The organism is Cellulosimicrobium sp. Marseille-Q4280, from assembly GCF_943181405.1.
Lineage (GTDB): Bacteria > Actinomycetota > Actinomycetes > Actinomycetales > Cellulomonadaceae > Cellulosimicrobium.
Window position 1 is genome coordinate 304682 of sequence record NZ_CALPBY010000006.1, and the last position, 22570, is coordinate 327251.

General features: G+C 73.0%; 14 protein-coding genes and 1 pseudogene. 12 read left to right on the plus strand and 3 right to left on the minus strand.

The window, feature by feature from the left end; translation table 11 throughout:
* Positions 1 to 155 precede the first annotated feature (155 nt).
* Positions 156 to 2588 carry a transglycosylase domain-containing protein gene (locus NFS20_RS16770; protein WP_251152938.1) on the minus strand — a complete coding sequence of 811 codons (2433 nt, stop codon included), beginning with the start codon at positions 2586 to 2588 and terminating at the stop codon, positions 156 to 158.
* A gap of 403 nt (positions 2589 to 2991) precedes the next feature.
* Here NFS20_RS16770 and NFS20_RS16775 point away from each other — a divergent pair, with 403 nt between their 5' ends.
* The 3 genes from NFS20_RS16775 to NFS20_RS16785 all read left to right on the plus strand — a co-directional run bounded on the left by NFS20_RS16775 (position 2992) and on the right by NFS20_RS16785 (position 6454).
* On the plus strand, positions 2992 to 3687 hold the full coding sequence (locus NFS20_RS16775) for a PadR family transcriptional regulator (RefSeq protein ID WP_251152939.1): 696 nt from the start codon (positions 2992 to 2994) through the stop codon (positions 3685 to 3687).
* The gene (locus NFS20_RS16780) at positions 3684 to 4775 is read left to right on the plus strand and encodes an inositol-3-phosphate synthase (protein ID WP_251152940.1); all 1092 of its coding nucleotides are present in this window, start codon (positions 3684 to 3686) and stop codon (positions 4773 to 4775) included. The genes NFS20_RS16775 and NFS20_RS16780 overlap by 4 nt, the downstream gene beginning before the upstream one ends.
* Positions 4776 to 5122: 347 nt before the next feature.
* Positions 5123 to 6454, plus strand: a complete 1332-nt coding sequence (locus NFS20_RS16785; RefSeq protein ID WP_251152941.1) for an MFS transporter — start codon at positions 5123 to 5125, stop codon at positions 6452 to 6454.
* Here NFS20_RS16785 and NFS20_RS16790 read toward each other — a convergent pair whose 3' ends face one another.
* Positions 6455 to 7738 carry an epoxide hydrolase family protein gene (locus NFS20_RS16790; RefSeq protein ID WP_251152942.1) on the minus strand — a complete coding sequence of 428 codons (1284 nt, stop codon included), beginning with the start codon at positions 7736 to 7738 and terminating at the stop codon, positions 6455 to 6457. It lies immediately after the preceding gene.
* 365 nt (positions 7739 to 8103) lie between these two features.
* On the opposite strand from NFS20_RS16790, the gene NFS20_RS16795 reads away from it, so the two are divergent.
* Positions 8104 to 9663 carry an MDR family MFS transporter gene (locus tag NFS20_RS16795; protein ID WP_251152943.1) on the plus strand — a complete coding sequence of 520 codons (1560 nt, stop codon included), beginning with the start codon at positions 8104 to 8106 and terminating at the stop codon, positions 9661 to 9663.
* Positions 9664 to 9979: 316 nt separating this feature from the next.
* Here the strand turns inward: NFS20_RS16795 and NFS20_RS16800 are convergent, their stop codons facing one another.
* On the minus strand, positions 9980 to 11464 hold the full coding sequence (locus NFS20_RS16800; protein ID WP_251152944.1) for a CCA tRNA nucleotidyltransferase: 1485 nt from the start codon (positions 11462 to 11464) through the stop codon (positions 9980 to 9982).
* 58 nt (positions 11465 to 11522) lie between these two features.
* Between NFS20_RS16800 and NFS20_RS22380 the strand changes: the two genes are divergently transcribed.
* The 8 genes and pseudogenes from NFS20_RS22380 to NFS20_RS16840 all read left to right on the plus strand — a co-directional run bounded on the left by NFS20_RS22380 (position 11523) and on the right by NFS20_RS16840 (position 22520).
* Complete coding sequence (locus NFS20_RS22380) at positions 11523 to 12266, plus strand: NUDIX hydrolase (protein ID WP_502800829.1); 744 nt, start codon at positions 11523 to 11525, stop codon at positions 12264 to 12266.
* Positions 12263 to 14251 (plus strand): annotated as a pseudogene (locus tag NFS20_RS22310) (DUF6049 family protein); the annotation flags it as partial. The gene NFS20_RS22380 and the pseudogene NFS20_RS22310, both read left to right, overlap by 4 nt.
* Positions 14252 to 14396: 145 nt before the next feature.
* Complete coding sequence (gene murJ, locus NFS20_RS16815; RefSeq protein WP_251152946.1) at positions 14397 to 16310, plus strand: murein biosynthesis integral membrane protein MurJ; 1914 nt, start codon at positions 14397 to 14399, stop codon at positions 16308 to 16310.
* A gap of 1224 nt (positions 16311 to 17534) precedes the next feature.
* The gene (locus NFS20_RS16820) at positions 17535 to 18356 is read left to right on the plus strand and encodes a hypothetical protein (RefSeq protein WP_251152947.1); all 822 of its coding nucleotides are present in this window, start codon (positions 17535 to 17537) and stop codon (positions 18354 to 18356) included.
* 142 nt (positions 18357 to 18498) lie between these two features.
* A complete protein-coding gene (trxB, locus tag NFS20_RS16825; protein ID WP_251152948.1) occupies positions 18499 to 19527 on the plus strand; it encodes a thioredoxin-disulfide reductase in 1029 nt (342 codons plus the stop codon).
* 74 nt (positions 19528 to 19601) lie between these two features.
* Positions 19602 to 19934 (plus strand): thioredoxin, encoded by a 333-nt coding sequence (trxA, locus tag NFS20_RS16830; protein WP_251152949.1) that lies wholly within the window; start codon positions 19602 to 19604, stop codon positions 19932 to 19934.
* A gap of 75 nt (positions 19935 to 20009) precedes the next feature.
* Complete coding sequence (locus tag NFS20_RS16835; RefSeq protein WP_251152950.1) at positions 20010 to 21359, plus strand: aminotransferase-like domain-containing protein; 1350 nt, start codon at positions 20010 to 20012, stop codon at positions 21357 to 21359.
* Between the two features lie 234 nt (positions 21360 to 21593).
* Positions 21594 to 22520 (plus strand): D-alanine--D-alanine ligase family protein, encoded by a 927-nt coding sequence (locus NFS20_RS16840; protein WP_251152951.1) that lies wholly within the window; start codon positions 21594 to 21596, stop codon positions 22518 to 22520.
* Positions 22521 to 22570: the final 50 nt, after the last annotated feature.

A 22570-nucleotide genomic window follows, 5' to 3' on the forward strand; every position in this document is an offset into this window, starting at 1 on the left:
TCCATCCGTGACAGGAGGGTTTTCATGCACTGCTGTGCGCTCTCGCGCACCTGCTGCCCGACGACGTCGCTCGCCCAGGTGGGCGGGCGTCGGCGTGGACAGCAGCTCCCCAGGCTACCCGCACGGGGCGGGGCCCGGGAAATCCGCGGGCGGCGTCAGCCTCCGGCGCCGCCGCCGCCGTTCCCGCCTCCGCCGGGGCCGCCCCCACCGCCGCCGGGTGGTGGTTCCTCGGTCTCGCCGTCCGTCGGCTCGTCCGTCGGCTCGGTGGGCTCGGTCGGCTCCTCGGTCGGCTGGGTCGCCGGGTCAGGTCCCTTCGACACGACGATCGAGATCGTCGAGCCCGGGGGCACCTCGGCCATCGACGACTGGCTCAGCACGAACCCGCGCGGCTGCTGGTCCGAGAACTCCTCGGTGACCCGCACCTTGAGACCGGCCGCCTGGAGCGCCGAGCGCGCCGCACCCTGCTCCATGCCGACGACGCCGGGGACCGTGACGTTCTCCGGCTGCTCGACCGGCGGCGGCTCCTCCGCGGGCTCCTCCGTGGGCGTCTCCGCCGGCGTCTCGGTCGGCGTCTCGGTCGGCTGCGGCTTCCTCGGCGGGGTGTACGCGGGGAAGTCGGCGACGGGCATGTTCGCCGTCGCGGCCTGCATGTACGACGTCCAGGCCTCGACCGGCCACGTTCCACCGGTCATCGCGGGCTCGGGCCACGTCGCCCACTTGCCGAAGGGGGTGATGGACTCCTGCGCACCGTCCTCCGCGCCCGACTGGTACAGCCCGACGACGGTCGCGAGCTGCGGGGTGTATCCCGCGAACCACGCCGACTTGTTGTCGTTCGAGGTGCCCGTCTTTCCGGCCGCCGGACGTCCCAGCGCCTTCGCCGGCTCGCCCGACCCGCTCTCGACGACCTGCGTCATGGCGTAGGTCGCGGCCGCCATCACGTCGGGCTCGAACTCCTTCGTCCTCTTGTCGGTCCCGGGAGCCTCGTAGACGAGGCGGCCCTGCGCGTCGACGACGGACGCCACGATGTGCGGCGTCGACCGCTGCCCCTGGGCGGCGAAGGTCGCGTAGGCGTTGGCCAGCTCGAGCGGGGTGACCGTCGCCGTACCGAGCACGTTCGCCGCGTTGGCGGCCACCTCGGTCTTCTCACGGATCCCGGCGCGGTGAGCGACCTCGGCGGTCTTGTCGGGCCCGACGGCGATGTTGAGCTGCGCGTAGACCGTGTTCACGGAGTTCGCCGTCGCGGTCACCAGGTCGATGTTGCCCCAGGAGTTGAACCCGAAGTTCGTGACCTTCCAGTCCGCGCCGTCGTTCGCTCCCGGGAACGTCATCGGCTGGTTGCCGTCGAAGCGCTCGTCCAGCGTGTGCCCGGCCTCGAGCGCGGCGACGAGGGTGAACGGCTTGAAGGTCGACCCGCCCTGCGCGGCACCGCGCGTCGCGTTGTTGTAGGCCTGCTCCACGGCGTCCTGGCCGCCGTACAGCGCCCGGATCGACCCGTCGTTGGGGTCGATCGACACGATGGCCGCCCGCAGGTTCGGTGACGCCGGGTTGGCGTCCTGCTCCGGCGTCCGCGGGATGGAGTTCGCCGTGTCGACAGCGGCCTGCTGCATCGCGGGGTCGATGGTCGTGGTGACCTTGTACCCCTTGCTCTGCAGCTTGTCCTCGTCGATGCCGTTCTCCGCCAGCTCCGCCTCGACCATGCCGAGGAGGTACCCCGTCGGACCGGCGTACTTGTTCGACTTCACGTACTCGACAGGCTGCGGGAACCCCGCGGCGATCGCGGCCTCGTGGTCGGCCTTCGAGATGTGGCCGTCCTCTTCCATCTGCCGCAGCGTGCGCTCCCAGCGATGCGTCGCCTGCTCGAGGTCGTTCGCCGGGTCCCAGTTCGTCGGGCTCGGGATGATGCCCGCGATCATCGCGGACTCCGACAGCGTCAGCTCCGCGGCCGGCTTGCCGTAGTACTTCTGGGACGCAGCCTCGATGCCGTACGCGCCGCGCCCGAAGTAGATCGTGTTGAGGTAGTTCCCGAGGATCTCGGACTTCTCCTGCTGCTGCGTGATCTTCAGCGCGAGGATCGCCTCGCGCGCCTTGCCCGCGTAGTCGGTCACCGTGTTGGTGTAGTAGCGCTCGACGTACTGCTGCGTGAGCGTCGAGGCACCCTGGCGCCCGCCGCCCTTGAGGTTGTTGTAGAAGGCGCGCGCGATGCCTCGGACGTCCACGCCCGAGTTGGTCCAGAACGTGCGGTCCTCGGAGGCCACGACCGCGTTGCCCACGTACTCGGGCAGCGTCGAGTAGTCGACGATCTCGCGGTTCTCGACGGCGTAGGTGCCCATCGTCGTCGTACCGTCGCCCCAGTAGACCGTCGACGTCTGCGCGTCGACGCTCGGGAGCTCGTCGGGGACCTCGGTCGTGAACCACGCGGCGACGAGGACGCCCGCGACGAGCGCGACGCCCGTGAGCATCGTCCCGACGACGACGCGCCACGACGGCAGCCACCGACGGAAGCCCTGGACGCGCGAACGCGGGTAGTCGAAGAAGCGACGACGCCCGCTGGCGGTCGTCCGTCCCTTCGTCCTCGTGGATCGCGCCACGGTCTACCTTCCTCTGGGGGGCGAGCGGAGAGCGGCACTCGGCGCGCTCGTGGCCCGTCACGACCCGGCCCGGGGTCCGACGCCGCATCCCCGCCTGGGGCGAGGGACGTCGTCGGGCACGGGACCGGCACACGGCGGACCACCCTGAACAATAGGGCGTCGCCCTGCGCGCACAAGGGTGTGCGGTGCCGATCGGCGGATGCTGCCCCATTGATTCGCCCGGGCGTCCCCGCGCCTCCGCGGGTCCTTCACAAACCCGGGCGAGCCCGTGACGCGCGTCTCACCGGCGAGCCTGCATTGCGCGACACCTCGGAAAGACCTAACCTTCCGATGTATCGACTCGATACATCGAGTCCTTCGGCCGCTCGGCCGGCGAGGCGTGAGGCAGTCAGGAGGTGGGATCGTGCGCAGCAAGACACCGGTGCTCGAGACCGCGATCCTCGGCCTGCTCAACGAGTCGCCGCTGCACGGGTACGAGCTGCGCAAGCGGCTCAACATCATGCTCGGCTCGTTCCGTGTGCTGTCGTACGGCTCGCTGTACCCGGCGCTGAAGTCGCTCGTCGCGCGGGGCCTCATCACGGGGACCCAGCAGACGGCGGCGCAGACGGCGCTCGCCCCGGCCCTGTCGGGCAAGCGGGCGCGCATCGTCTACGAGCTCACGGCCGAGGGCAAGGAACACCTCCAGGACGTGCTGGCCTCCTCAGGGCCGGCCGCGTGGGAGGACGAGAGCTTCGACGTCCGGTTCGCGTTCTTCGCGCAGACCGACGCCGAGACCCGCATCCGCATCCTCGAGGGCCGGCGCACCCGGCTCACGGAGAGGCTGGAGGCGGTCAGGGAGTCCGCGGCCCGCACCCGCGAGCGGCTCGACGAGTACACGCTCGAGCTGCAGCGCCACGGACTCGAGCAGGTCGAGCGCGAGGTGCGCTGGCTCGACGGTCTCATCACCACCGAGCGCGACCGGACCTTCGGGCACCCCCGAGGGAGCGGTCGCGCACGACCCAGCAGCACCCCGCATCCTGCGGAACCACCCGAGCAGGAGCCCGACGGCGCACGGCGACCCGAGGACCCTGGAACTTCGAACACCAAGGAGCGAGGATGACCTCCATCCGCGTCGCCATCGTCGGCGTAGGCAACTGCGCATCGTCTCTGGTCCAGGGCGTGCACTTCTACCGTGACGCCGACCCGAGCAGCACCGTCCCGGGCCTCATGCACGTGCAGTTCGGCGACTACCACGTGTCGAGCCTCGAGTTCGTGGCGGCGTTCGACGTCGACGCGAAGAAGGTCGGCTTCGACCTCTCCGAGGCGATCAACGCCTCCGAGAACAACACGATCAAGATCGCGGACGTCCCGCCGCTGGGCGTGACCGTCCAGCGCGGCCCGACGCTCGACGGCATCGGCAAGTACTACGCCGAGACCATCGAGGAGTCGGACGCCGAGGCGGTCGACGTCGTCGCCACCCTGCGCGAGGCCCAGGTCGACGTGCTCGTCTGCTACCTGCCCGTCGGTTCCGAGGCCGCTGCGAAGTTCTACGCGCAGGCCGCTATCGACGCCGGCGTGGCGTTCGTCAACGCCCTCCCCGTGTTCATCGCGTCCGACCCGGAGTGGGCCGCGAAGTTCGAGGAGGCCGGCGTGCCGATCGTCGGCGACGACATCAAGTCGCAGGTCGGCGCGACGATCACGCACCGCGTGCTCGCGAAGCTGTTCGAGGACCGCGGCGTCGTGCTGGACCGCACGTACCAGCTCAACGTCGGCGGCAACATGGACTTCAAGAACATGCTCGAGCGCGAGCGCCTGGAGTCCAAGAAGGTCTCCAAGACGCAGGCCGTGACCTCCAACCTCACCGGTGCCCTGGCCGGCAAGACGGAGGACCGCAACGTCCACATCGGCCCGTCGGACTACGTCGCGTGGCTCGACGACCGCAAGTGGGCGTACGTGCGCCTCGAGGGCCGTGCGTTCGGCGAGGTCCCGCTGAACCTGGAGTACAAGCTCGAGGTCTGGGACTCCCCCAACTCGGCCGGCATCATCATCGACGCCGTCCGCGCCGCGAAGATCGCCAAGGACCGCGGCGTCGGCGGCCCGATCCTCTCGGCGTCGACCTACTTCATGAAGTCCCCGCCGGTCCAGATGGAGGACACGAAGGGCCGCGCCCAGCTCGAGGCCTTCATCGCCGGCGAGGTCGAGCGCTGATCCGGAGCGCAGCGTCGGGTGAGGGCCGAGGAACGAGGCTCTCGCGCGACGCGGAGCGCAGGATCAGCGCGACCGACAGGGTCGAGCGCTGATCTGAACGCTCCGAGGTAGTACGCGGGTCCGCGGGTGGGGGCGGTCTCGGTGCTCGGGCTGCCGCGCCCTCACCCTGGCCTCTCGGCCGGAGGTTCAGGAGCGCGGCTCCACGCCCTTCGCATCCGAGACCGCCCCACCCGTTCGCCCGCCGTGTCACCCCGGGCGACCAGGGCGCTACCTCGCGCCCACTCCGCACCGAGCTCCCAGGACACCGACCGCCGTCGGCCATGAACCACGAACCGTAGGGTGGACGTGTGGGTGTGATCTCCGAGCTCCGGGCGCTGCTGCGCCTCGAGGGCTTCCGTCGGCTGTTCGCGGTGCGGCTCGTGTCGCAGGCCGGCGACGGCATGTTCCAGGTCGGCCTCGCGTCCCTGCTGTTCTTCTCGCCCGAGTCGCAGGGCACGGCGTCGGCGATCGCGGGCGCGTTCGCGGTGATGCTCGCGCCGTTCACGATCGTCGGCCCGTTCGCCGGCGTGTTCCTGGACCGGTGGCAGCGCCGCCAGGTCCTCGTGTGGGGCAACGCGGTCCGCGTCGTCCTGACGCTCGGCATGGCCGTGCTCATGCTGTCCGGCGGGGTGAGCGCCTGGATCTACGCGGTCGGCCTCGCGGTGCTCTCGGTGAACCGCTTCCTCCTGGCGGGCCTGTCCGCGGGTCTTCCGCGCGTCGTCGACGGCCCGCTGCTGCTCACGGCCAACTCGCTGACCCCCACGCTCGGCGCGGGGGCCGCGTTCGTCGGCGGCGGCATCGGCTTCCTCCTGGGCCTGACGTTCGAGCCGGGCCGCGTCAAGGACTCCTCGGCGCTCGTGTGCGCCGCGCTCGTCTTCGCCGTCGCGTCCCTGCTCGCGCTGCGGCTCGGTCGCACGCAGCTCGGTCCCGACCGCCCCGCCGAGGCCGCGATCGCGAGCGAGATCGTCAAGGTCGCGCGCGGGCTGGTCGACGGCGCGCGCTACCTCGTCGCGCGCCGCACGCCGGGTCAGGCGCTGCTCGCGATGGCGACGCACCGCTTCCTCTACGGCGTCGTGTTCATCGCGTCGATCCTCATCTCGCGCAACCTGCTCGACCCGGGCAACCAGGACGCGGGCATGGCGACGTTCGCGATCGTCGTCGGCCTCACGGGCGTCGGCGGCGCGGGCGCGATGGTGCTGACCCCCACGCTGTCGCGGTACACCGGCCCGCAGGCGTGGATCGCGATCATGCTGCTGCTCGCCGCGGCGAGCCAGCTCCTCCTCGTCACGACGCCGTCGCGCGCCGTCGTCTACACGGGCGCCGCGCTGCTGGGCCTCGCCGCGCAGGGCACGAAGATCGCGGTCGACACGATCGTCCAGCGCGACACCGAGGACGGGTACCGCGGACGGGCGTTCGCGTTCTACGACGTCCTCTACAACGCGGCGTTCGTCGGCGCCGCGGCCCTCGCCGCCTTCACCCTCCCGGACACCGGGTGGTCGCGCGGCGTCTTCGTCGCGCTCGCCGTCGCGTACGTGCTCGCCGCGCTCGTCCTGTGGACGCGCGGCGCGCGCACGCCCGCCGAGACCGGGCGCGCCGTCGTGGCCGACGCCGCGACGACGTCGGGCGCGACGCCCGCCTGATCAGCCGGTCGGCTCCGCGGCCCGGTCGGGCCCCGTGGTCCGGTCGAGCTGCGCGGCCCCGTCGAGCTCCGCGGCGAACGCCCGCAGGTCGTCGACGACGAGCTGCGGCTCCTCGAGCGCGGCGAAGTGCCCGCCGCGCGGCATCGTCGTGAACCGCCGGACGTCGAAGAACCGCTCGGCGTACTCGCGCGGCGGCGGAAGGATGTCGCGCGGGAAGATCGCCAGGGCCGTCGGCACGTCCACCCGCACGGACCAGCCGGCGTCGTCGCCCCCCTCGCCCCAACCGCCCTGCGAGCTCGCGCTGTCGTCTTCCGCGCCGTCGTCGCCCGCACCCTCCCAGGCGTCGTCCGAGGCTCCGTCTCCCCAGTCGCCGTCGAGACCCTCGTTGTACAGGCGCATCGACGAGCGGATCGAGTTGCCCACCCAGTACAGCATCACGTTGGTGAGCAGGTCGTCGTCGGACGGCAGGGTGTCGGACAGGTACGCGAAGTGGTCGACCAGCCACGCGGCGAGCCCGACCGGCGAGTCGCTCAGGCCGTAGGACAGCGTCAGCGGACGCGACGACTGGATCCCGACGTACCCGCCGTGCGTCTCGCTCCACGTCTCGAGCGCGGCGAACATCGTGCGCTCGGCCTCGCTCGCCGTCTCCCGGTCGACCAGGAACAGGTTGGGGAACGGGACGTCCGTGAGGTGGAGACCGATGACGCGGTCGGGGTGGGCGCGCGCGACCTCCTGCGCGACGACGGAGCCCCAGTCGCCACCGTGCGCGAGGTAGCGCTCGTAGCCGAGCCCTGTCATGAGCCGCGCGACGACGTCGGCGGTCTGGGTCCCGCTCACGGTCCCGGCCTCGGGCTGCTCCGAGAAGTCGAAGCCGGGCAGGGACGGCACGACGACGTCGAACACCGGCTCGTCGGGACCGACGCCGGGGTCTCGTCCCGTGAGGCGGTCCACGACGTGCGCGTAGCGGTAGAACGAGTCCGCCCAGCCGTGCAGGAGCAGGACAGCAGCGGCGCCCGGTCGCACGGCGCGCTCGTGGATCGCGTGCACCTCGTGCCCGTCGATCGTCGTCGCGACGTGGTGGAACCGGTTCAGCCTCGCCTCGTGCGCCCGCCAGTCGTAGCCGTCGGTCCAGTGCGCGGCGAGTCGCCGCATCGTCGAGAGCTCGGTGCCGCGCTGCCATCCGTCCGTCTCGGGCTCGGAGGGCCAGCGCGTGCGGAGGAGCCGGTCGCGGAGGTCGTCGAGCGCGGCCTGCGGGACGTCGATCGTGAACGGACGGAACTCCATGAAGGCCTCCGGTGCTCGGTGGGGTGTGTCGTCGACGCTACGTGTCATAGCGGTCAGATCCTGTCCTCTATCTCCGCTCGTCCGCGGAGTTTCCCGCAGGATCGGACTGCCCGGAGACCGATGACTCCGGGGGCGAAAAGAAGTCGTCACGTCCGGTGGGAATAACGCAGGATGAGGATCGGTCGTACAGGGTACGGATCTTCGCGGCGGACGCCGCGGGGCCCCGCCCGCCCCGCTCCCCGGCCCCCCCGACACCGCCGTCGCGTGCCTCGCACGCGACCTCCGGGCTGCCCCGTGCAGCCCGAACCCGCCCCCGCCGGCCTGGACCGAGACCGGCGCACCGAACGACGCGAGCGGAGAACTCCGTGCCAGCCTCCCCCTCCCCCGACACCACGGCCCGACCCCTGCCCGGCGACGCCGTCACCGACGCTCCCGTCACCGACGCTCCGGTCACCGGCGCGCCGTCGGGCACCGCGACGCACGTCGGCGTCGACAAGCTGCCGCGCGAGGACTTCCTCGTCATCGCGCTCCTGCTCGTCTCCGCGTTCGTCGTGATCCTCAACGAGACGACGATGAGCGTGGCGCTCGCGCCCCTGATGACCGACCTCGGCATCACGGCGAGCACCGGTCAGTGGCTCACGACGGCGTTCATGCTCACGATGGCCGTGGTCATCCCCGCGAGCGGCTTCCTGCTGCAGCGGCTCGGCACGCGCGGGGCGTTCCTGCTCGCGATGTCGCTCTTCAGCGCCGGCACCCTGCTCGCCGCGCTCTCGCCCGGGTTCTCCTGGCTGCTCGTCGGGCGTGTGGTCCAGGCGTCGGGCACGGCCATCATGATGCCGCTGCTCATGACGACGATCATGACGCTCGTCCCGCCGGCGATCCGCGGCAAGGTCATGGGCAACATCTCGATCGTCATGGCCGCTGCGCCGGCCCTCGGCCCGTCGCTCTCGGGCCTCATCCTCGACACGCTGAGCTGGCGCTGGGTGTTCGGCATCGTCCTGCCGATCGGGCTCGTCGCCCTGGTTCTCGGCTTCCTGTACGTCCGGGACGTGGCGGACCGTACACACTCGCGTCTCGACCCGTTCTCGCTCCTGCTCGCCGCGCTCGCGTTCGGCGGTCTGGTCTACGGCCTGTCGAGCATCGGCGAGGCCGCGCGGCACACCCCGGTGGTGGCGCCGTGGATCCCGATCGTCCTCGGAGCCCTCGCCCTCGGCGCGTTCGCGTGGCGTCAGGTGCGCCTCCAGCGCGAGGACCGGGCGCTGCTCGACCTGCGCGTGTTCGCCTCGCGCGGGTTCAGCGTCCCGCTCGGGATCATGGCCGTCGGCATGGTCGCGATGTTCGGCTCGCTCATCCTGCTGCCGCTGTTCCTCCAGGACGCGATGGGTCTCGAGCCGCTGCAGACAGGCCTCATCGTCCTGCCGGGCGGGCTGCTCATGGGTCTGCTCGGCCCGACCGTCGGCCGCCTGTTCGACCGCGTCGGACCCCGTCCGCTCGTGATCCCCGGCGTGAGCGTCGTGGCCGTCGCCCTCGCGGCGTTCACGACCATCCACGCCGACTCGTCGCCGTTCTTCGTCCTCGCGCTGCACGTCGCGCTGAGCCTCGGCCTCGCGTTCATGTTCACGCCGCTCTTCACGACGGCCCTGTCGTCGCTCCAGCCGAACCGCTACTCGCACGGCTCTGCGGCCATCGGCACGGTCCAGCAGCTCGCCGGTGCCGCCGGCACGGCGATGTTCGTCGCGGTCATGACCACGCGGTCGATCGCCTACGAGGCCGACGGCGCGTCGCCGCAGGTCGCGCTCGCCGAGGGCGTCGGCGACGCGTTCGTCTGGGGCACCGCGGTCATGCTCGTCGCCGTCGGTCTGTCGTTCCTCCTGCGCCGCGCCCCCGCCGGTCCCGGCGGAGCCCCGGTCCCGTCCGGCCACTGACGAGCCACCGTCCCGAGGCGACGTGTTGCAGGGACCACGTGCCGTCGTCGTCAGGCGCCGGACGGGCGCCGGACGAGAGCGGTAGGGCGCTCTGGAGGACGCCGGACGAGACGGGAGTCCGCTCACGAGGGCGCCGGTCGAGGCCGGAGGGGCGGCCGTGCCGGGTCGTGGCGGGTCTGGCGGGAGCGGTGCGAGGAACGAGCACCGCGGATGGTAGACCCGGCACGGCCGCCCCGGAGCGCCTCGTCCGGCGCCCGACCCGCCCAGCGCCCGACCCGCCCAGCGCCCGACCCGCACGGCGCCCACCCGGCGCCGGTCAGCCGGCCGTCGACTCCGGCTGCTCGGCCCACCACCGCAGGAGGTCCTCGCGCGCGACGTCATCGTCGACCGGTCCACGGTCGAGCCGCAGCTCCAGCAGGTGCTTGTACGCCCGACCGACGACCGGGCCCGGACGGATGCCGAGGATCGCCATGATCTGGGCGCCGTCCAGGTCCGGCCGGACGGCGTCGAGCTCCTCCTTCGCGCGGAGGTCGGCGATACGGTGCTCGAGGTCGTCGTACGACTCCCGCAGCCGCTGTGCCTTGCGGCGGTTCCGCGTCGTGCAGTCGGCACGGGTCAGGCGGTGCAGCCGCTCGAGCAGCGGCCCGGCGTCGGTGACGTACCGGCGCACCGCGGAGTCCGTCCAGGCGCCGTCGCCGTACCCGTGGAAGCGCAGGTGCAGCTCGACGAGCCGCGCGACGTCCTTCACGACCTGCTTGTCGTAGCGCAGGGCCTTGAGCCGCTTCGCGACCATCTTCGCCCCCACGACCTCGTGGTGGTGGAAGCTCACGCCGCCGCCCTCCTCGAACCGCCGCGTCGGCGGCTTGCCGACGTCGTGCAGGAGCGCGGCGAGGCGCAGCACGAGGTCGGGCGCGGGGACGGCGCCGTCGGGCCCGGTCTCCTGCGCGATCGCCTGGTCGAGCACCGTGAGCGAGTGCTCGTACACGTCCTTGTGCCGGTGGTGCTCGTCGATCTCGAGCTTGAGCGCGGGCAGCTCGGGCAGCACGTGGTCCGCGAGGCCCGTGTCCACGAGCACCTCGAGCCCGCGCCGCGGCTCGGCCGCGCTCAGCAGCTTCGACAGCTCGTCGCGCACGCGCTCGGCGGAGACGATCTCCACACGCTCGGTCATGAGGACGAGCGCGGCGAGCGTCCCGCCGTCGACCTCGAACCCGAGCTGCGCCGCGAACCGCGCGGCACGCATCATGCGCAGCGGGTCGTCGTCGAACGAGCGCTCGGGCGCGATCGGGGTCCGCAGCACGCGACGCGCGAGGTCGCCGAGGCCGTCGTACGGGTCGACGAACGTCATCTCCGGCACGCGGACGGCCATCGCGTTGACCGTGAAGTCGCGGCGCGACAGGTCGCCCTCCAGCGTGTCCCCGAACGCGACGACGGGCTTGCGCGACGTCGCGTCGTACTCGTCGGACCGGTACGTCGTCACCTCGACGACGATCTCGGGCGAGAACCGCTTCGCGCCGATGGTGCCGAACTCCTTGCCGATGTCCCAGTGGGCGTCGCCCCACCGCGCGAGGATGGCCTGCGTCTCGTCCGGGGACGCGGACGTCGCGAAGTCGAGGTCGTTGCTCGCCCGGCCGAGGAACGCGTCCCGGACCGGGCCGCCGACGAGCGCGAGCTCGTGGCCTGCCGCGCGGAACGCCTCGCCCAGCTCGATCGCGGCCGGCGCGAGCTCTGCGAGCACGGCGAGGGCGCGGCGCTGCAGCTCGAGCGCCGCAGGGGTCGGCGGGGAGGACGGTGGCGTGGGCACGACACCCAAGCCTGCCAGATGGGACGGTCGGCGGAGCGCCACTCGGTAGTGTTGGTGCATGTCCACCCCTGCGCGCGCCGACGACCCCCGGAGGTCTCCGGGCGCCGGTGGGCCGGACGACAGGGGCACGACGGGAGGACGCGGGCACGAGCGTCCCGTCGCCGTCCCTGCCCCGCCCGGAGGGCATCCCCTGCACATCGACCCGCGTGCCCGCGCCGCTCCGACGCCCACGCCGCTCCCCGTCGTGGAGGAGGTGTCGGCCGGCGGGCTCGTCATCCACGACACCGCCGACGGTCCGAGCGCCGCGGTCATCGCGCGCCGCAACCGGGGCGGCCGGCTCGAGTGGTGCCTGCCGAAGGGCCACCTCGAGGGCACGGAGACGCCCGAGCAGGCGGCCGTCCGCGAGATCGCGGAGGAGACGGGCATCCGGGGGGAGGTCCGCGAGCCGCTCGGCGTCATCGACTACTGGTTCACGGGCGACGACCGCCGCGTCCACAAGGTCGTGCACCACTTCCTGCTCCGTGCGACGGGCGGCTACCTCACGGTCGAGGGCGACCCCGACGGCGAGGCGGAGGACGTCGCCTGGATCCCGGTCGGCGAGCTGCCCGATCGCCTCGCGTACCCCAACGAGCGGCGGATCGCCCTCGTCGCGCACAGCGTCCTCGCCGGCCGGCCGGCGCGGTTCCACGGGACGATCACGAGTAGGGTGACCGGGACGATCGTCCGCTCGTCCCGCCGGCCGACCGACGAGCCGGGCGGGCCGCCACCGCCTGCCCCACGGAGCCCCGCCGACCACTCATGACGTCCTCCGACCCTCGCGGCGCGCGCGTGCACCACGCCGCCCCGGCCGTGCTGCTCGCGCTGCTCGTGCTCGTCCTCACGGTCCTCGCCCCGGTCACGAGCCGTGCGGCCCCGTCCGTGGTCGCCGCCGACGTCACGCCGACCGACGGCGAGGTCACCGTGACGATCGACGCCCTGTCCCCCGGCGTGCTCTCCGCGGGCGGGACCCTGGCCGTGACCGCGACCGTCGCCAACGGGACGGACCGCACGCTCGACGCGCCCGCGGTCGACCTCGGTGTCCAGCGCGGTGCCGCGGTGACCCGCTCGGCGCTCGACGCCTGGGCGACCGCCGATGCCTCGACCCTCCCGGGGAACCGCGCCGCGCGCGAGACGCTCGACCCGCTCGCACCCGGCGCGACGACACAGGTCGCCTTCTCCGTGACCGCGGCCGAGCTGAGCCTCGGCAGCGCGAGCGACTGGGGGCCGCGCGGGCTCGCCGTCCGGGTGTCCGACGGCGGGGAACGCCTCGCCGTGCAGCGGACCTTCGTCGTCTGGGCGCCGACGGGCGAGGTCCCGCCGGTCCGGCTGAGCGTCGTCGCCGCGGTCACGGGCCCTGCGGTCGACCCCGACCCCGAGACGTACGACGACGCGCTGTCTGCCGCGGTCGGCACGGAGGACGAGCCTGGCCGGCTGGCACGGCTCACCGCTGCGACCGGGCCGACGTCCGAGATCGGCTGGGTCGTCGACCCGGCGCTCGTCGCGGCCGCACAGGGGTCCCCGGACCCGGCCGTGACCGCGTGGGCCGACGAGGTCCTCACCGCCGCAGAGGCTCGGACGACGTTCGCGCTGCGCGCCTACGACCCCGACGTCGCGGCCTACGCCCACGCGAGCGTCGCGCTGCCCGAGGGGACACCGCTCCCCGGCCCGGACCCCGTTCCCGCGGTCCCCGAGGACCGGACGGCGACCGCGGCCTGGCGGACGGACCTCGCGTGGCCCGCCGAGACGGTCCCGGACCTCCCGACCGTGACCCTCGCCGCGTCGTCGGGCGCGTCGACCGTCGTGGTGGGCGGTGACGCGCTCACGCCGGACGCCTCCCTGACGTACACACCGACCGGCAGCGCGCGGGTGTCCACGTCGGCGGGCGACGTCACGGCCCTCGTCCCCGACCCGGTGCTCACGGGTCTCCTCGCCGCGGGCAGCAGCGCCGAGCCCGTGACGACCCAGCGGCTCCTCGCCGAGACCGCGGTGATCGCACGCGAGCGCCCCGCCGACCTCCGGAACGTCCTCGTCGCGCTGCCGCGCGCGTGGGACCCGGACCCCGCGGCGTTCACCGCACGCCTCGCCGCGCTGGAGTCCGCCGCCTGGGTGGACGTCGTCCCCGTCGACGACCTGCTCGCCGCGGCCGTCCCGGAGGTCGCGCGCACCGCCCTGCCGGAGAGCGCGCCGGCCGCGGACGAGATCTCGACGACGCAGCTCCGGACGCTCGCCCGCGCGCGCGACGGCCTCGCCGCGTTCGCCACCGTCGCCCCCGACCCCGCGGCGCTGACGCGACCCCTCGAGAGCGGGTTCGTGACCCCGACCTCGGTCGCGTTCCGCACCGTCCCCGCGGCGCGGACCGACGCGGTCCGGCAGGCCGAGCAGTCGACCCGGGCCGTGACGGGGAGCATCTCGATCGTGCGCGGTTCCTCGATCCTGCTGCTCGCCGAGCAGCAGAGCCTGCCGATCCGGCTGAGCAACGACCTCGACCAGGACGCCGTGGTCCAGGTCGTGCTGCGCCCCGACGAGCCCCGCCTCAAGGCACCCGACCGCGAGACCGCGACGATCCCGGCCGGTTCCGAGGTCACCGTGCAGGTCCCGGTCGAGGCCGCGGGCAGCGTCAACGTGGTCGTCGACGTCGAGGTGGTCAGCGACGTGCGGCCCGACGTGCGCGTGGCCGAGCCCCAGCAGTTCGTGGTCCGGGTGCGTGCGGACTGGGAGTCCGTCGGCACCGTCGTCGTCGCGGTCCTCCTCGCCGTCGGGATGCTCGCCGGCATCTGGCGGACGGTGCGGCGCGGGAGGTCCCCGCGACGGCTCGCCGGGGCGACCGTCGACCAGCCCGCCCTTCCCCCGACCGACCCCCGACCGACCCGCCGACCGACGGCGAGCCGCGCCGATGACCGGCGCACCGCGCCACGTGCGCCCACCGGGCGAGGGCCACGGCGACCGGCCCGGCACGACGCGCGGGGCCGGCCGCCCCGGGCCGTCGACCCTCCCGGGCGACCCCGCGGCGTCGGGCACGCCGGACGAGGTCGCCGAGGCCGGGGTGACCGACGCCCCTGCCGGCGGCGCACGCACCGGTGGGCTCGGCCGGTCGTCGGCGCTCATGGCGTCGGGGACGTTCGTGTCGCGCGCGCTCGGCCTGGTGCGCAACGTGCTGCTCGTCGCGGCGATCGGCACCACGGGCCTGGTCGCCGACGCCTTCGACGTCGCGAACAAGATCCCCAACGTGCTGTTCGCGATCCTCGCGGGCGGCGTGCTCAACGCGGTCCTCGTCCCGCAGATCGTGCGGGCCTACCGGGCCCACAACACGCAGGAGCGGCTCGACAAGCTCCTCACGCTGTCGGGCGTCGTCCTGCTCGCGATCTCCGCGCTGCTCACGGCCGGGTCGAGCATCCTCGTCGCGCTGTACACCGGCCCGGGGTGGACGTCGCCCCAGATGTCGCTCGCGGTGGCTTTCGCGTTCTGGTGCACGCCACAGCTCTTCTTCTACGGGCTGTACACGCTGCTCGGGCAGGTCCTCAACGCGCGCGGCCAGTTCGGGCCGTTCATGTGGGCCCCGGTGCTCAACAACGTCGTGTCGATCGCCGGGTTCGCGGCGTTCATCGCCGTCTACGGCCCCGCGGCCACGGGCAACGTCGACGACCTGTCGCAGTGGGACGGGCCGAAGGTCGCGCTGCTCGCCGGGACCGCGACGCTCGGCGTCGCCGCGCAGGCCCTCATCCTCGTGGTGCCGCTGTGGCGCGCCGGCTTCCGGTGGCACGTCCGGTTCGGGCTGCACGGCATCGGGCTCCGGTCCGCGGGCCAGGTCGCGCTGTGGACGTTCGCGGCCGTGCTCCTCGAGCAGGTCGGCGTCCTGTTCACGACGCGGTTCGCGAGCGAGGCGCCGCGCGCCGCTCTCACCGACGCGTTCGGCAGGTACGCCGACGACCCCGGCGCGCTCGGCGTCGTCACCGGCCTCACCGCCGGCGCCCCCGAGGCGTTCGCCGACTCGCTCACCGTAGCGGGCAACGCCGCCTACACGCAGGCGCTCATGATCTACCTGCTGCCGCACTCCCTCGTGACGGTCTCGATCGCCACCGCGCTCTTCACGGGCATGAGCGCGGCCGCGCACGCCGGCGACGTCGCACGCGTGCGGCACGACCTGTCCCGCGGCGTCCGCACGGTCGGCGTGTTCACCGTGTTCGCGACCGCCGTGTTCGTGGTGCTCGCGCTGCCGATCACCAAGCTCCTCGTGCCCTCCGTCGACGCCGCGTCCGGCGCCGCCGTCGCACAGGTCCTCGTCGCGATGGCGTTCGGCCTCGTCCCGCTCGGCGGCATGGTGCTCATGAAGTGGGTGTACTACGCGTTCGAGGACGGCCGGACCGTCTTCTGGATCCAGGTGCCGGGCACGATCGTGCTCGTGGGCGTGTCGTGGCTCGCGACCCGGACGCTCGACCCGCACTGGTGGGTCGTCGGCGTCGGTGCGGCGATGAGCCTGTCCAACCTCGTCGCCGTCGCCCTGCGGACGGTCGGCCTGCGCCGCACGCTGCGCGGTCTCGACGGCTTCCGGATCGTCCGCATGCACGTCAAGGCGATCCTCGCGGCCGCCGTGAGCGCCGGCGTCGGATGGGGCCTCCTCCAGCTCCACGGCCGGTTCCTCGGCGAGATCTACGGCCTGTCGTGGGGGCACGCGGTGCTCGTCGTCGGGGTGGTCGGGGTCGTCATGACCGCCGCGTACGTCGGCGGCCTCAAGCTGCTGCGCGTGCGCGAGCTCGACCAGCTCCTCGGGCCGGTCCTCGGCCGCGTCCGACGTCTCGTGCGGCGATGAGGGCCGCACCCGAGCGGGCCCTCGCACAGGTCTGCCGACGATCCTTTCCCTGGATACCCGGGCATTCCGGGCCCGCGTACCATGTGGTGGTGTCGACCACGAGTCCCCCGAAGGAGGTCCGGTGAACGGCGTGGCCCCCGGAACACTGCTCGTCGCCCGCTACCGGTTGGACGAGCAGCTCCCGTCCGACCTCGCCGACGTCACGGCCTGGTCGGCGCACGACCAGATCCTCGACCGGCCCGTGCGGGTCTCGCTCGTCACCGGCGCGCACGTCGCCGACGCGCTCGACTCCGCGCGCCGTGCCGCGCTCGTCGCCGACCCGCGCCTCACCCGCGTCCTCGACGTCGGGGCGGAGGACGGCGCGGCGTACGTCGTCACCGAACCGTTCGTCGGCATCACGCTCGCCGAGGTCGTCGCGGGCGGCATCGTCGACCCGCAGCAGGCCCGCGCCATCGTCGGCGAGGCCGCCTCCGCGCTCGAGGCTGCCCGACGCCGCGGGGTGCACCACCTCGCGCTGCGCCCGGACGCCGTCCGGGTCGACGGGAGCCGCGTCGTCGTGACCGGGCTGGGCCTCGACGCCGGCGTCGCAGGACAGGACCAGCAGGACCCCGAACGCACGTCCCGGGCGGACGCCGTCGGGCTCGTCGCCCTCCTCTACTACGCCGTCACCGCCCGCTGGGCGGGCCCGTCGCTGGACGTCCCCTGGATCTCCGCGGACGCCATCCACCCCCTGCCCGCCCAGCTCTCCGGCGACCGGGCCCTCCCGCCGTCCGCCGTCCGCTCGGACGTGCCGGCCGAGCTGGACGAGCTGTGCAGCGAGACCTTCACCGCCGCCACGGGCGACGCCGCGTCGTGGACCGGGCCTGTCGCCGGAGGTGGGCCGAGCACGCCCGCCGACGTCGTCTCGGCGCTCGAGCCGTGGGGCGAGGTGTCCGTGGTCGCAGCGCTGCCCGCGTTCGTCCAACCCGGCGCGGCCGCCTCCGCCGCAGGCGTGAGCCGTCAGTCCGTACGGACCGCGTTCGACGGCGGGGCGTCGGCCCCGCCCGGGACGCCGCCGCCCGCTCCCCCGGTCCGCCGCCCTGCCACCGGGCGGATCCACCGCGTGGGTGCCGTCCCGGGGGCCGCCGGCTACGCGGCTGCCGGGTACGCAGCCGGAACCGCGACGTACGGCCAGGAGCAGGCCGCCGCCACCGCGGTCGGCCCGCCCCCACCGGCCCGCTGCCCGTGCCGCCGCCGCCCGCGTACGACCCGGGCGCCACCCCGACCCAGGCCTACCCCGCGCCCGCCGGGACAGCCAGCTCCTCCGCTCCCGCGGTCCAGCAGCCTGCCGTCGAGCTGCCCGCTGCGCAGAGCGCCGAGGGCAGCTGGGGCGAGCCCGTCCCGCGCCGTGGGCCACGCCGCTTCAACGCGACGCCGTTCGTCCTCGTGCTGGTCGTCCTGCTCGTCGGCGCCGGCGTCTTCTGGGCGGTCGACACCGCGTTCGACGGCTTCTCGCCCGCCGTGCAGTCCGACGGCCGCGAGACGACGGGTGAGGAGACCCCCGCCGAGGGCGAACCGGGTGCGACCGACGGCGGCGGCGAGGAGCCCGCACCTGCGCCCGAGGTCCGGCCCGTCATCGCCTCCGCCCAGGCGCTCGACCCCCAGGGCGACGCAGACCCGGGCAACGAGGGCGAGCACCCCGAGGCCGTCGCGCTCGCCTTCGACAGCCAGCCCGAGACGTTCTGGTACACCCGTCGGTACAACAGCCCCGACTTCGCCGGGCTCAAGGACGGCATCGGCTTCGCCGTCGTCCTCGAGGAGAAGGCACCCGTGCAGACGATCGTCATCGACTCGGGTGTGAACGGTGGCAACGTCGAGATCCGTGCCACGTCGCCGGGCACCCCGACCGAGGGCGAGGTGCTCGCGTCCGGCCCGCTCTCACCGGGCGTCGAGTTCACGTTCCCCGAGCCCGTCGAGGCCGAGTCCATCGTGCTGTGGTTCACCGAGCTGCCGCAGAACGCGGCGGGCGAGAACCGCATGGAGATCAACGAGATCCTGCTCTCCTGAGACGCAGCGCAGGTCTCCTGAGACGCAGCGCAGGACCCACGCCGTACCGTGGGAGGAGCGCGCCGCGGAACAGATGGGCCGTCGCCGGCGTTCACCACATCGCGCGGCGGGTACGTCGCGCACCGACACCGAGGAGCATCACGTGACCGAGCAGCCGACCGTCGAGAACCTGATCATCGTGGGATCGGGTCCTGCTGGCTACACCGCGGCGATCTACGCCGCCCGCGCGGGCCTGGCGCCCGTGGTGCTGGCCGGTTCGGTGACCGCTGGCGGTGCGCTGATGAACACGACGGACGTCGAGAACTTCCCGGGCTTCCCCGACGGCGTGATGGGGCCGGACCTCATGGAGTCGCTGCGCAAGCAGGCCGAGCGCTTCGGCGCACGGGTCGAGTGGGACGACGCGACGTCGCTCGAGCTCGACGGCCCCGTGAAGACCGTCGTGACGGGCAACGGTGACACGTACCGTGCACGCGCCGTGATCCTCGCGACCGGTTCCGCCTACCGCGAGCTGGGCATCGACGACGAGAAGCGGCTGTCCGGCCGCGGCGTCTCCTGGTGCGCGACGTGCGACGGGTTCTTCTTCCGCGACCAGCACATCGCCGTCGTCGGTGGCGGCGACTCCGCCATGGAGGAGGCCACCTTCCTCACCCGGTTCGCGGAGAAGGTGACGATCGTGCACCGTCGCGACGAGCTGCGCGCGTCGAAGATCATGGCCGACCGCGCCCTCGCCGACCCCAAGATCGAGTTCGCGTGGAACTCCGAGGTCGTGGGCATCGACGGCGAGAGCAAGGTCGAAGGAGTGCGCCTGCGCGACACCGTGACCGGCGCCGAGAGCGCACTCCCCGCCACGGGCCTCTTCGTCGCGATCGGGCACGAGCCCCGCAGCGAGCTCCTCGCCGGACAGATCGACCTCGACGACGAGGGCTACGTCCAGGTCGTCGGCCGCACCACCGCGACCAACCTGCCCGGGGTCTTCGCGTGCGGCGACCTGGTCGACCACACCTACCGCCAGGCGATCACCGCGGCCGGCTCCGGCTGCTCCGCCGCGCTCGACGCCCAGCGCTACCTCACCGAGCTCGCGGACGCCGCGGGTCTGGCAGACCTGGCCGGGACGCCCGAGAGCCCGAACCCGGAGGAGCTCCCCGAGGCCCTCGCCGAGATCCGCGCCTGACGCCTCTCGACATCTTCCCACCCGTCCCGCGACGGAGGTCGTCCCCCGTCGCCACTCCACCCTGGAGGTCACGCATGGCCACCGTTCCCGTCACCGACGCCACCTTCCGCGACGAGGTCCTCGCGTCCGACGTCCCCGTCCTCGTCGACTTCTGGGCCACCTGGTGCGGTCCGTGCCGCCAGGTCGCGCCCATCCTCGAGGAGCTCTCCGAGGAGTACGGCGACAAGATCAAGATCGCGAAGCTCGACACCGACGCGAACCCGGAGACCACGGGCGCCTACGGCATCGTGTCCATCCCGACCCTCAACGTCTACGTCGGAGGCGAGCTCCAGCGCTCGATCATCGGCGCTCGTCCGAAGCGTGCGCTGACCGAGGAGATCGACGCCGTCCTCGCCACGACGGCCTGACGCACCACGTCCACGACGCCGGAGGGCGGGCCGCTTCGAGCGGTCCGCCCTCCGGCGTCTTCACGGGATCCCCCGATGCGCCGTGCGAGACTGGGAAACGTGAGCGCGCCCACCCCTCCCCCTCAGCCGACCTCCGCCGGGACCCGCCTCGACCCGTGGTTCGGCGCCTACGCAGAGCGCGCGCACGGGATGCGCGCGTCGGAGATCCGGGCGCTCTTCGCGGTCGCCAACCGCCCCGAGGTCGTGTCGCTCGCCGGCGGGATGCCCTACCTCGAGGGCCTGCCGCTCGACACGATCGCCGACACGATGCAGCGGCTCGTCGCGACGCGCGGGACGACAGCGCTCCAGTACGGCTCGGGCCAGGGCGACGAGACCTTGCGCGAACGCATCCTCGACATCGTCCGGCTCGAGGGCATCGACTGCCACCCCGACGACGTCGTCGTCACGACCGGGTCGCAGCAGGCCCTCGACCTCGTCACGAGGATCTTCATCGACCCGGGCGACGTCGTGGTCGCCGAGGCCCCGAGCTACGTCGGAGCGCTGGGCGTCTTCCGCTCCTACCAGGCCGACGTCGTCCACGTCCCCCTCGACGAGCACGGACTGGTCCCTGAAGCGCTCGAGGAGACGCTCACCGCCCTTGCGGCCGAGGGCCGGCGGGTCAAGCTGCTCTACACGGTCCCGAACTTCCACAACCCCGCCGGTGTGAGCCTGTCCGCCGAGAGGCGTCCTCGCGTGCTGGAGATCGCGCGCCGGCACGGGGTCCTCGTCATCGAGGACAACCCCTACGGCCTCCTGGGCTTCGACGGTCAGACACTGCCCGCCCTCCGCTCCCTCGACGAGGACGGGGTGCTCTACCTGGGATCGTTCTCGAAGACGTTCGCCCCGGGTTACCGGGTCGGCTGGGTCGTCGCCCCCCACGCGGTCCGGGAGAAGCTCGTCCTCGCGAGCGAGTCCGCGATCCTGTGCCCGTCGAACGCGTCTCAGCTCGCCATCGCGGCCTACCTGGACACCAGCGACTGGAAGGGCCAGATCAAGCAGTTCCGCGAGCTCTACCGCGAGCGTCGCGACGCGATGATCGGGGCGCTCTCGGAGCACCTCCCGACGGCGCGCTGGACCGTCCCCGAGGGAGGCTTCTACACCTGGGTGCGGCTTCCTGAGGGACTCGACGCCCGCTCGATGCTCCCGCGAGCGGTCACCGCCCGCGTGGCCTACGTCCCCGGCACGGCCTTCTACGCGGACGGCACCGGAGCCGACCATGTGCGCCTCTCGTTCTGCTTCCCCACCCCGGACCGTATCCGGGAGGGTGTGCGCCGCCTCGCCGGCGTCGTGAACGCCGAGCGCGAGCTCGTCGAGATCTTCGGGACCGGCGCTGCACTCGACCCCGACCTCACGGACGTCGAGAACCCCTCGCCCGATCTGGCCTGATCGCCACAGCCATCTCACCGTGGGCTCGGCGCGTGACTCCGCGCGGGCTCGTCGACAAGGAGTCCGACCGTGGACACGACCACAGGCACCCCCTCGCAGGCCGACGCGCGCGCGGCGCGCGCGGCAGGGGCCCATGCATCCCGTCCAGTGGGGGCGGCTGGTACGGATCAGCCCTCTGACCAGCGACTTCGTCCGGGTGGCTCCGACACTACTTCGGAGCCTGCAGGGCATGTCGTGATCCTCGCCGGTGGGCTCTCGCACGAGCGAGACGTCTCTCTGAGGTCAGGTCGACGCGTCGCCGAGAGCCTGCGCGCCGCCGGCCTCGACGTGTCCGTGCACGACCTCGACGCGACGCTCCTGTCCTTCCTGGACAAGCACCGCCCCGACGTCGTGTGGCCCCTCCTCCACGGCGCCAGCGGCGAGGACGGGTCCGTCCGCGACATGCTCGAGCTGCTCGGGCTGGCCTACGTCGGAACCGGGCCCCGGCAGAGCCGCTCCGCCTGGAGCAAGCCGGTGGCGAAGAGCACCGTGCTCGGTGCCGGGATCACCACCCCCGAGTACGTGACCCTCCCCCAGAGCCTGTTCCGCGAGCTCGGCGCGCAACCGGTCCTCGATGCCGTCGTGGCACGCCTGGGACTGCCCCTCGTGGTCAAGCCCACCCACGGCGGCTCTGCCCTCGGGGTCACGCTGGTCACCTCGGCCGATGCACTCCCTCGCGCGATGGTGAACTGCTTCGCGTATGGGGAGGTCGCGCTCATCGAGCGCGCCGTGCAGGGGGTAGAGCTCGCGGTGAGCGTCGTCGACCTCGGCTCGGGTCCCTCTGCCCTCCCGCCGGTCGAGATCGTGACCGACGGCCCCTACGACTACGACGCGCGGTACAACCCCGGCCGAACCGAGTACTTCGCTCCGGCCCGTCTCGACGACTCTGTTCTCCAGGCGGTGCAGGACGTGGCTGTTCGGGCGCACTCCGCTCTCGGGCTGCGCGACCTCTCCCGTACCGACGTCATCGTGGACCCCGACGGAGTGGTGCAGTTCCTCGAGGTCAACGTGGCACCGGGAATGACGGAGACGTCGCTGTTCCCGCAGGCAGCGCGAGCGGCCGGGGCTGATCTGCCCGCTCTGTACCGTGCTCTCGTGGACCTCCACGTCCGCTCGCGCTGAGCTCGCGCCTGACCGCGTCCGGCCGCGTCGGACAGTGAGCCCTGACTGGC

Excerpts from the sequence above, each read along its gene's own strand:
- NFS20_RS16780 (WP_251152940.1), top strand. The coding sequence starts at position 3,684 with ATGACCTCCATCCGCGTCGCCATCGTCGGCGTAGGCAACTGCGCATCG.
- NFS20_RS16790 (WP_251152942.1), bottom strand. The coding sequence starts at position 7,738 with ATGGAGTTCCGTCCGTTCACGATCGACGTCCCGCAGGCCGCGCTCGAC.
- NFS20_RS22380 (WP_502800829.1), top strand. The coding sequence starts at position 11,523 with ATGTCCACCCCTGCGCGCGCCGACGACCCCCGGAGGTCTCCGGGCGCC.
- murJ (WP_251152946.1), top strand. The coding sequence starts at position 14,397 with ATGACCGGCGCACCGCGCCACGTGCGCCCACCGGGCGAGGGCCACGGC.
- trxA (WP_251152949.1), top strand. The coding sequence starts at position 19,602 with ATGGCCACCGTTCCCGTCACCGACGCCACCTTCCGCGACGAGGTCCTC.
- NFS20_RS16835 (WP_251152950.1), top strand. The coding sequence starts at position 20,010 with ATGCGCCGTGCGAGACTGGGAAACGTGAGCGCGCCCACCCCTCCCCCT.